Annotated in this window: 6 protein-coding genes; 4 read left to right on the top strand and 2 right to left on the bottom strand. The window is 36.6% G+C overall.

Features of this window, described 5'->3' with window-relative positions; genetic code table 11:
- Positions 1-27 precede the first annotated feature (27 nt).
- Positions 28-996 (bottom strand): IS30 family transposase, encoded by a 969-nt coding sequence (locus H5201_RS06525; RefSeq protein WP_182768415.1) that lies wholly within the window; start codon positions 994-996, stop codon positions 28-30.
- A gap of 287 nt (positions 997-1,283) precedes the next feature.
- On the opposite strand from H5201_RS06525, the gene H5201_RS06530 reads away from it, so the two are divergent.
- Positions 1,284-2,159 (top strand): DNA replication terminus site-binding protein, encoded by an 876-nt coding sequence (locus H5201_RS06530; protein ID WP_145239018.1) that lies wholly within the window; start codon positions 1,284-1,286, stop codon positions 2,157-2,159.
- A 57-nt stretch (positions 2,160-2,216) separates the two neighbouring features.
- Here H5201_RS06530 and H5201_RS06535 read toward each other — a convergent pair whose 3' ends face one another.
- The gene (locus H5201_RS06535; RefSeq protein WP_145239015.1) at positions 2,217-3,431 is read right to left on the bottom strand and encodes a replication protein A; all 1,215 of its coding nucleotides are present in this window, start codon (positions 3,429-3,431) and stop codon (positions 2,217-2,219) included.
- Positions 3,432-4,202: 771 nt separating this feature from the next.
- Here H5201_RS06535 and H5201_RS06540 point away from each other — a divergent pair.
- From H5201_RS06540 to H5201_RS06550, 3 genes are all read left to right on the top strand, one after another.
- On the top strand, positions 4,203-5,441 hold the full coding sequence (locus H5201_RS06540; protein WP_145239012.1) for an AAA family ATPase: 1,239 nt from the start codon (positions 4,203-4,205) through the stop codon (positions 5,439-5,441).
- A 15-nt stretch (positions 5,442-5,456) separates the two neighbouring features.
- Positions 5,457-6,419 (top strand): transcriptional regulator, encoded by a 963-nt coding sequence (locus H5201_RS06545; RefSeq protein ID WP_182731207.1) that lies wholly within the window; start codon positions 5,457-5,459, stop codon positions 6,417-6,419.
- 412 nt (positions 6,420-6,831) lie between these two features.
- Positions 6,832-9,978 carry a DEAD/DEAH box helicase gene (locus H5201_RS06550; protein ID WP_182784027.1) on the top strand — a complete coding sequence of 1,049 codons (3,147 nt, stop codon included), beginning with the start codon at positions 6,832-6,834 and terminating at the stop codon, positions 9,976-9,978.
- Positions 9,979-10,305: the final 327 nt, after the last annotated feature.

The following is a 10,305-nucleotide window of genomic DNA, read 5'->3' on the forward strand; positions in this document are numbered from 1 at the left end:
CTTGAATTCAAGTATTAAGTGCAATCATTATGCAGCAACCAGAACTTCTGATTGCCCCGTAAATAGTTCATGAGGGGTTTTATACCCTCTTGTTTTTCTTGGCCGATGATTGAGCTTATCAACTGCCGCCTGTATTTCTGCTTCACTTAGCGCCATAAAATCAGTTCCCTTGGGGAAGATGCGTCTAAGTAAACCGTTGGTATTCTCATTTATGCCCCGCTCCCATGATGAGTATGGGTGAGCGAAATACACATCAGCTTCTAATTTTTGTGCAATACGCTCATGGTGAGCAAACTCTTTTCCATTATCTAAAGTCACGGTAATAACCCTACCTTTATATGGTGTCATACACTTGATCAGCGCATCGGCTGTTATTTTCGCATGCTTGCTTTCAATTCTGTGAACGACTGTATATAACGTTTTACGTTCAACCATTGTGACAAAGGCATTTTTACGCCCTTTGCCTATCACTGTGTCACCCTCCCAATCACCAATCCTAGACTTTGAATCCACAATACCTGGGCGTTCATCAATACTGACTCGATTAACTATCTGTCCGCGTTTATCGTAGCTTCCATAGCGTTTTTTATACTTTTTACATGCACGAGTGAGTGTCTTATGTAGCTCGCCACCACGGGCCTTGTCTCTGTAAATATATTGATAAATCGTTTCATGATGTAAAACGACCTTTTTCTCTAAAGCTAAGCGGCCTGCCACCTGCTCTGGCGAAAGTCCGTCATGCAACAATTTATTAATCCAGTCAGTAACGTAATCTGTTAATTTACTTGCTTTGAAAGATGACTTGCGTCTTTGTTCAGCAAAACTATTGGCTTGGTTAGGCCGATAGCCTTTAAGTCCTTTATTGCGTTTTAACTCTCTAGAGATAGATGACGGTGAACGAGTTAGTTCATCAGCTATCTGTTTTTGGTTATTTCCTGCTTTTATTAACGCGTAAATCTGGTATCTTTCTTCTTGTGTCAGCTGTTTATATTTCATTAAAGCAATTTCCTTTGGCGAGAAAATGGCCGAATTATAACAGCTGGCCATCTAATCTGAGAAATTGCACTTATTATCCGAATTTAGGTTAGAAAAACTATCAACCTATCCGTTATAAGGTCCTTACCAAGAACAAAGAACACATCATACTTAATTTGATTTATAATATTTACTTAGCATAGAATAAAATTAAACAATAAATAAACAGGTGATTGTGCGCTGCTTTGTTTTTAGTTTAACTGCGGCTATGGTAGACTATTATCATCTATATTGTATGATGTGTTCTTATGGTAACTAAAGTACAAATTCGCAGTCAGTTCGATTTACTTAGTGATTTAACTAATCACTTTATTGATGATTTAATGCAATGCGATTATTCAAAGGCTGATTATTATCAATTGCCTGATATAGATAGTAACGATGAAAAGATAGTCCCTCAATCGATCAATGTTACGAAAATTACAGGTGCTACGGGCCAAAAGTTGATTTTAAATTCATTTAACGATATCTATAAAAAATCAGGCTTAAGTAGTCGTGTTTTAAAACGTCACCCTGGGTTACTGGTAATAAAAAATGCGGATCAAAAACAACTTGTTGCTCGAATTCAACAATTAAATAAAGCTAAAGCTGCATTTAAAGAATGTATTCTAGCCATTGATAATAATGATGCTCGCTTTGAAGCGGTTCATAATGCGATACCAAATTTAATAACACTCGCCGCGTACCGTAAAATTCATTTTGAAGTAAACTCCCCTTTTTCAGTTCGTTTTACCTGGATGCACAAACACGCGACTAAAACACTGACAAAAAAGATGGCACTAGCCATGCTCGAAAAATCAGCCGGTTATTCCAATCCTAGAATGATAGATCAACTCAGTTGGCAAACACTCGTTGCTCAAGAACAATTACGTGTCGCTAGTTTAGGAGATAAAGATAAGTTACGAATAAGACGCCCCACCCGCGTTAGCCCACAAGTAAATGTGAGATACACCGCGCAAAATCGTTATCATGTTAGTGCCGCACTACCTTTTATTTTGATAAACCCTGAACCGGATGTAAAACTAGGTACGTTATCAGATTATCAAAAACCACAAAGCCATCCGCGTAAACGAGAGTATGATTTTCTTGTTGATAGATTATATTTGGAACAAGTTGATAAATAATTATGTTAAAAAGGCCGCTATATAGCGGCCTTAGTCAGAATAAGCTTAAGCGGTAAGTTAATCTTTGACTATTTCTTCAATTTTATCTTCGTCGATTAAAACTGCATTTTCAACTATGCGTTTACCACCTTGAATTTCAATACGTTTGTTATGCTTATTCAAAGTAAGTATTTCATCACAAAACTGATCTGAAGGATGCATCTCGTATGTATAATCTACAATGTTACCAGTTTTATCATCTTTAACATTCGTAATGCTATATTCTGAAATAGCACCTTTTTCGATAAGATCTTTCATCGTAGTGGTCATATCACGACGCAATGCTTTTAATTTATTTTCAGTGATATCGTCAGTTGAATAGATTGAGCCATATTTTTCCATGATAGATAACAATCTAAAATGATATGTTTTTCCTGGTGCCGCATAGCGCCAAAGATGATAAAGACGCAACATCATCCAGCGAGATAATCCGCGCTTTAATTCTTGCGCACTATTGAAATAGTAACCTTTGTATTCGAGGTTATCGATCATGTTATGGACAAACGCATTCAAGCACGCAACACATTTAACATTACCGCCCTGCCCTTTTTTACCACTAAAGTGCAAAGAAGAAAGAAAGTTCATATTTGATTCGTAAAATGAATCATCAATATTGGTATTTTTAGTATCTGTCGCTGAATACTTAAACGATAGCTTAGAACCTTGCAGTGCTTCTAATGCTTCTTTGATTTGTGGGTAAGGCATTGATTGCCCAACAGCTTTAAGTTCTTGCGCTAATTCGTTCATCGAAAAAACCACGGCATATTGAATACCGGACTTAAAATTGATTTTAACAATTTTACCTTTAGAAGCTAAACGGATTAATGCACGTTCTACTTTTTCTTCACGATCTGATGGCCAAACTAAATATTCAACATCTTCACCGTCTTTACGGGTACTTACTACCGCTGGAGTAATTTTAATTTCACCATCATACAAAATGCCATCCACTTTTTCGGATATTTTTCGAGTAATAATGGTTTTTTTAGGTGCTTCTTCGAGTGGTAATTTTTTATGGCCTGAGCGAACAAAACGTCCCCACAAATCATAATGATTAAAAGTATTCGAATAGGCCCTTAGTCCATGCGCTGCATTTTCTAATGAAACCCGCACATCTTTATTGTCTGTAAATAATGCGAGGCTTTCGTTATCTATTGCACTTTCCACCCCGTGGATCTGACCCCGTAATGTATCGGGTAAGTTATCTACCGAGATGTTGACCTTTCGGTTCATTGTTCTTATTTCCAATTTTATTGCGACAGCTAATAACAACACATTAAACAGAAAAAGTTAAATGTTTAAGTTAGTACAAAACTGATCTGGGATTAAAATATATGTTCAGATCACTATTTTACTAAGTAACCTTAATGATCTTGATTTTCAGATCAGTTTTTTACTAACACTACGGTTATAAGTCTAAATTTTACTAACTCACGCGTATTTTTGTCCGTGTATTTTTGTTTTTTAACCAAAAATACACGACATAAATCTAATTTTTACTAATGCCTGTGGATAATCATCGAATCAGTTAGCATAGATCTGATCTATACCTACTACAGATCAGATCTATACTAATTGAACAGCCTATTTATCCCGATTGTAAGTGGATAAGTTCTTAATTATCTTAGTAAAAAACTGATCTCAACAGCGGTTTTTGTGCGTAAACCTGTGCTCAAACTGTGTATAACTTAAGTATCTGATTCAGAGTTAGTAAAATTACGATCTGTCAGTTACTAAAGATCTGATCTTAACCAAGTATAAACCTGATCCACTTTTTTTACTATTATTTATATATATCAGAAACTTAGATGTCTATTTTATGCCCTTAACCTTTACTACCTTATATATTTAACCACCTTTAAACTTCTTTATTTATACTAAGCAATTTTAAAATTACAAATTAATTCTAAATGTCTTGTTATTAAAAGCAATGTCGTCATAAATAGTTGTTTACAGTCAATTAAATGGACATTATACTTAATACCTAACTTTGAGGAATAAAGTATGTCAATTCATAATAATGCGCTATCCACCTATCGGCTTTTAAAAGCAACTGCAGAAGTCGCAGAAAAATCATTAGCAGGACGTATTCAGCATTATCGTGCCCACTTAAAATCTGAAGAAAAAGAGCTTCGAACTTACACTCAAAAAGCAGCAGCAGATCTGTTAGGCTGTAACAATCGTACCTTAAAACGCCGCCATGACAATGGTGATTTTGATGAGCTAAACATTAAACGCGGTGCTAACGGCCATTATGCTTACACCTTGGTAAATATATTTGCTATGGCAGATATAATGGATATCCAGCCAGATCACCGCAATGTTGACGATAAATTACAAGTTATTGTTATTAACTCTCTAAAAGGCGGCTGTGGTAAAACAACCAGTATGGTAAATATTGCTGCAGCCCTAGCTACGACTAACATTAAACGTTACCGTATTGGTATTATTGATTTAGATCCGCAAGGGTCATCATCGAGTTTTTTCCCACCCAGTGAACCTGAACCGATCACGGTCGGTGATTTAATGCGAGATTGCATTGACTTAGATCCAGATGAAACTTGGCAGCAACTTGTTACAAATGCTTTTTTGCCTACGCATATCCCAAATATACGCATTTTGCCTTCTGGTATGGATGACTTTTACTTTGAACACGAAACTGCAACGTTGCTAAAAGATAGTTCAAGTTATGAAAAAACCCGTCATTACCATAAACTATTAGAAAAAGTCATTGATCCGGTTAAGGATCAATTCGATATCATTTTAATTGATACAGCTCCATCTCTTAACTTCATGTTTTACAATGCTTTAATGGCATCTACGGCAATGCTGATCCCGGTACATCCTGAAGCCGTTGATTTCGATGCTAATAACAAATATTTAAAACGTTTAGGCGAAATCTATCATACCGTTGCATCTTTAGGTCATGAAGGTTGGGACTTTATGCAATTTTTAGTAACTAATTACGTAAAAGGCAATCATTCACAGCGTGACATCGTTAAAGATGTACGCAGTGCATTTGGTCGTCAGGTAATGAGTTACCCAATTAACCACAGCTCGGCAATTACAGCGAGCTCTTCGTCATTCAATACTATTTTTGATCAAAAAACATCTGACAGTTTAGCAAGTAGAGAATCACTGATCAGAGCTCAAGAAAATATAAAAGATGTTGTTGATGAATTAGAAATGCTGATCCGTTCAAACTGGCAATCAACACAATCTCAATTGAATGAAACTAAGTAAGGTAGTTAACAAAAAATGGCTAAAAAACGTAAAAATGACACCAGCTTAGATCCTTTTGCTACTTCAATTGGTAATAGTAATCTTGATGAATTACTAGAGCAAGCAAACGCAGGCGATGTGATCAAAATGCCTGCACCAAGTGATCCTAATCGTCAGATCACACTTGTTTGCAAAGTGATCCCGCATGCTGAAATAGAAAGTACCACCAAGGTGTACGCAAAAAATCGTCGTGTTCAAGTGTTACTCAATGAAAAGTCTGTCGCTGATATACTCCCTGCAATAGCCGAGGATGGTCGTAACCAACACCCCGCCCTATGTTGGGACAAAGGTGATGAAACACTGGTATTAGCCGGCTCACGTCGTCGTATGGCATGTATAATTGGCAATGCTGACTACATGGTTCTTAGTTCGAGTGATTTTACAGATTTAGATGCTAAGATTTTAGCGGTATCGTCAGACCAATATATTGCCCCGAGCCTCTGGGAACTTGGCCAAGCATATCAACAAACAAAAGATGAGTTAGTTGCACAGGGAAAAAAAGGCTCTTATCGTGAAGTAGCCGCCATTGAAGGTGTATCGCATACAGCTATTGCTGATGCAATTAAAGCCTTTGAGAAGCTTCCTGCTGCCGTACTTGCCCTTTATCCAACAGCGAATCATGTTGGCCGTGAAGTAGCTAAAAAACTGATTGCAGCAAAAGAACGTGATGAGCATAGTTTTAATCAGCAAGTAAATCATCTGACACACGATAATAGCTTAGATGAGATTATTGGTGATGATAAGCGTGCAATGGCGATCACTAAATTGCTTACCGCTGAGCCACAGTCAACTCAACGTCGAGAAGCACTACTAGAAAATAATTACATTAGCTTGCAACGTAATTTAAAAAGTGGTGATTTATCAATCAAAATTGATAATAAAGTGATGACTGACAAGCGCTTAGAACAGCTAACTAAGTTATTAAATGCATTTAACTAGTTAATAAAAATCTGATCTGAAGGCTTTTTTTGTTAGTAAAATTCTGATCCCAAACTGTGTTTTGTTAGTAAAATAATGATCTAAAATATCAATAAACCTTACTATTGAGCTCATAGATCATTTTTTTACTAACTGATTAGCTATATTTTTCACTCTTACCGCTATTTTTTTATACCTTAGTAAAAATGTGATCTGTAAACGCGCTTAATAATTAACAATATGTTTATAACTTGTGGGTTTGTTGTTGGTTAATTGTGTTTAACTATTAAATTCAGCTGTTTTTGTATTGAGATCATTTTTTTACTAACTTATCAGCTCCAACCAGTCTTTTTAATCATTTTAATGCTTTAGCTCGACGCCGATAAATCATATACTGGTAAAATTATTTTTATTTTTTACTGCCCTGAGCAATATGTCTGCTAACTTATCTAAGAATGACCTACTCGCTATTTTTGAAGAGATCAAGCAAGAGCAAGCGACTCAATTTCCTTTATCTGAGCGATTTATAAAACAGCTGTTTAAGCTTCCTGTGCTCAGTAAAGCAAAAGAGTACGTAGCAAATGGTCAAATTAATTGGTTAGAGCATAATCATGATTTCTCTGTCATTGATGCCTCGGTGTTTGGAAATCAAGGCAGTACTTTTACCCAACATATAGAGATAAAGAAGTTAGCCAATGGTTTTACAGTTGATCGACACTGTTCATGTAATGCCAAAACTAACTGTCGCCACTTGGCTGCTGTATTGTTAAAGCTGAAGATTGATCATTCAGGTGATTACGGCCAAGACTATATAATTAATGATTGGTTTGAAGAGCTAACAACACTTAAGCAAAACCAGTCAGCACAAGCTAAAAATGTACTTTTATTTGTGCTTGATGTAGAAAACAATCGGGTTATTTTAACACCAAAAATTGCCGCTTTCTCTGCAGAACATCAGTATACCCTCGGTAGAAACCTTACTGATCAGCAGCTTAATAGTTTTGTAACACCATCCGATTTACTCGAAACTGATTTTCGTTTATACAGTTGGATCCGTTCTCAAAATGCACTTGGTAATTTAGAGCTTAGAGGGCAATGGGGATTTAACGCATTGCAGCAGTTGATTGCTTCTCAGCGTTTGTTTTTTGGGCGCTCTCGTCAGTCGATTAAAGCAGATAGTGCTGAAGATCTGAGTTTTTCGTGGTCACACAAAAAAGATCTTATTCAATTAAATGTAAGTTTAACGGGTAAACAATCTTGGTTCTTACTTAAAACCACACCACCGACTTATCTTGATACAGAGTCACTACGCATAGGCCGTTTACGTACGCCACTAAGTGGTGAAGAAGTTGCTCATATCAAAGCGATCCCAGCCATTCATACTGCTAATTTTGATCGTGTCTATAAGCAATTAGCTGCAAATTTTGGTGACGGTGTAATACCTCATTACCAATCATCTGAACGTAAAAAAATAAAACGGGTAGCAGATACTTGTGCTGTTGTGGATGTTAGTAATAGCAATAACCAATTAAAGCTTACGCTTACCTTTAACTATCAAGATGGTAATTACGCTCCAAACTCAGCACCAGCAAATATTCTCAATGCATCGCTTGAAAATACCGTTATCACAGAGCTCACAAATTTAGGCTTTGAACTATGTAAAGGGGCTTTACAAAATGAGTTTGTTTTCAATAAACAATCAGTTATTCATCAGCATTGGTTTAAATACGAGGTTTTGCCTAAACTTCGTCAGCGTGGTTGGAAGGTAACTGATAAAAAACTAGTGATAAAAAAATCAATCACTAATGTCAGCTTGGATGTTAAACGTGGTAAAGGTCATCAAATTGTTAGTAAAATAATGATCTCAAACGCTAAAGCTGCCACCGTATTAGCAAACGATAATTCAGAATTTCAATCACTTAATCGTCAAAGCGAACTTTTTTATTATTATGCAAATGGTAAACAGTTTGGAGTAATAACAAAACCAGCTTTTGATACGCTTACTGATTTTAAAGATCGTTTTGAGTTTATAAAAACACGCGATGAATTACTTATACCTTTATCATTTTTAGTACATTTAATGAAGATGAGCTGTTTTGCGGTTAACTTAGTCGACGACAGCTTAGAGTCTTATTTAGCTGAGCTAGATGCACCAGCTACTGCTACTACAGTGTTACATGGCTTGAATGCGGGCGTGCGGCTTCGCGAGTATCAACAGCAAGGCGTTCAATGGCTACAGTTCTTAAAACGCCATCAGTTAGGCGGAATCCTCGCCGACGACATGGGATTAGGCAAAACCTTACAAGTTATTGCATTTTTAGCTAACGCACGGCAACGAGAGCAAGCAGGCCCAACGCTAATTGTCTGCCCAACGAGCTTGGTAAGTAATTGGCAAAATGAAATGGCTAAATTCGCCAGTAGTATTAAAGTGACGACCCTATTTGGTAGCGCGCGGATTGAGCAATTACAACATTTAGCTCAGGCAGATTGCATTCTTACTACTTATCCATTACTCAAGCGAGATATCGCTTACTACTCGCCGTTGTATTTTGAGAATATTATTCTTGATGAAGCGCAGTATATAAAGAATGACAGTGCGCAAGTATCTCGTTTAGTTAAGCGTTTAAATGCACAATTTAACTTATGTTTAAGTGGTACACCGATTGAAAACAATTTATTTGAATTGAAATCATTGTTAGATTTTGCAATGCCTTCATTGCTTGGTTCACAGGCTCATTTTAAACAGCATTTTCAGACTCCGATTGAGCGTGACGCTGATAGTGATCGTGCTAAAGAGCTTAAATCACTGATCTTGCCTTTTATTTTACGCCGTACAAAAGCTGAAGTAGCACAAGAGCTACCACCTAAAACAGAGTTGATCAAAGAGTTTGAATTCGAAGCACAGCAAAAAGACATTTACCAAAGTATTACTGATTCTCTAGAAGAGAAAATGGTCGACCTGTTTGCTTCCCAAGGCGCGCAAAAGAGCAAATTAGCCTTTTTAGAGGCGTTATTAAAGTTACGACAAATATGTTGTCACCCGCGTTTGATTGACGAACACACCTCAGCTAGAAGTGCAAAACTTGACTGGTTGAGTAGCCATTTACCAGTAATGTTAAGTGAAGGTCGTAATATTATTATTTTTAGCCAATTTACTTCTGCATTAGATATTATTGCGCAGCAGCTAGCATCACTGGAGATCAATTACAGCTTGCTAACGGGGCAAACGCGTCATCGCGATAAAGTGATCGAAGAATTTACCAGTGGTCAAACGTCGGTATTTTTAATTAGTTTAAAAGCTGGCGGTACAGGGCTTAATCTTACTCAGGCGGACACTGTGATCCATTTTGATCCTTGGTGGAATCCAGCAGTAGAAAAACAAGCGACAGATCGTGCTTATCGAATCGGTCAAACAAATCCTGTTTTTGTTTATAAACTGATAATGGCGAATTCAATTGAGCAAAAAGTATTTAAAATGCAACAACATAAGCAAGCGCTTGTTGATGCATTATTTACTGAAAAATCAATGAGTTTTACAAAATTTGATGAACAGCAAATGCTTTCTTTGATAAAAAGTTAGCATTATTTCAAATTAGCCTGATTTATTTTGAACTAAATTAGCGTGAGGGCGTCTACTTCTTTGCTTGTTGTTAAATTGCAGTTTACACAAGCATCATTGTTGATTTCCCCCTATTTGGTTACTAGTTTTAGTAATGATTGAGCCAGCCCATTTTGAGCTGGCTTTTTTTATGCCTGCTATTTGGCTCATGCAATATTATTTTATCAATTTTAAATTTATTTTGAACTAAAGTGGTTTGAGGGCGTCTACTCTTTTGCTTGTTGTTGAATTGCAGTTTACGCAAGCATCATGTTGATTTCCCTATTTGGTTACTAATTTTAGTAATGA

Source organism: Pseudoalteromonas sp. SG43-6, assembly GCF_014164365.1.
Lineage (GTDB): Bacteria > Pseudomonadota > Gammaproteobacteria > Enterobacterales > Alteromonadaceae > Pseudoalteromonas > Pseudoalteromonas rhizosphaerae.

Bases quoted from the DNA above. Each gene is read 5' to 3' on its own strand.
- H5201_RS06525 (WP_182768415.1), bottom strand. From the start codon at position 996: ATGAAATATAAACAGCTGACACAAGAAGAAAGATACCAGATTTACGCG.
- H5201_RS06530 (WP_145239018.1), top strand. From the start codon at position 1,284: ATGGTAACTAAAGTACAAATTCGCAGTCAGTTCGATTTACTTAGTGAT.
- H5201_RS06540 (WP_145239012.1), top strand. From the start codon at position 4,203: ATGTCAATTCATAATAATGCGCTATCCACCTATCGGCTTTTAAAAGCA.
- H5201_RS06545 (WP_182731207.1), top strand. From the start codon at position 5,457: ATGGCTAAAAAACGTAAAAATGACACCAGCTTAGATCCTTTTGCTACT.
- H5201_RS06535 (WP_145239015.1), bottom strand. From the start codon at position 3,431: ATGAACCGAAAGGTCAACATCTCGGTAGATAACTTACCCGATACATTA.
- H5201_RS06550 (WP_182784027.1), top strand. From the start codon at position 6,832: ATGTCTGCTAACTTATCTAAGAATGACCTACTCGCTATTTTTGAAGAG.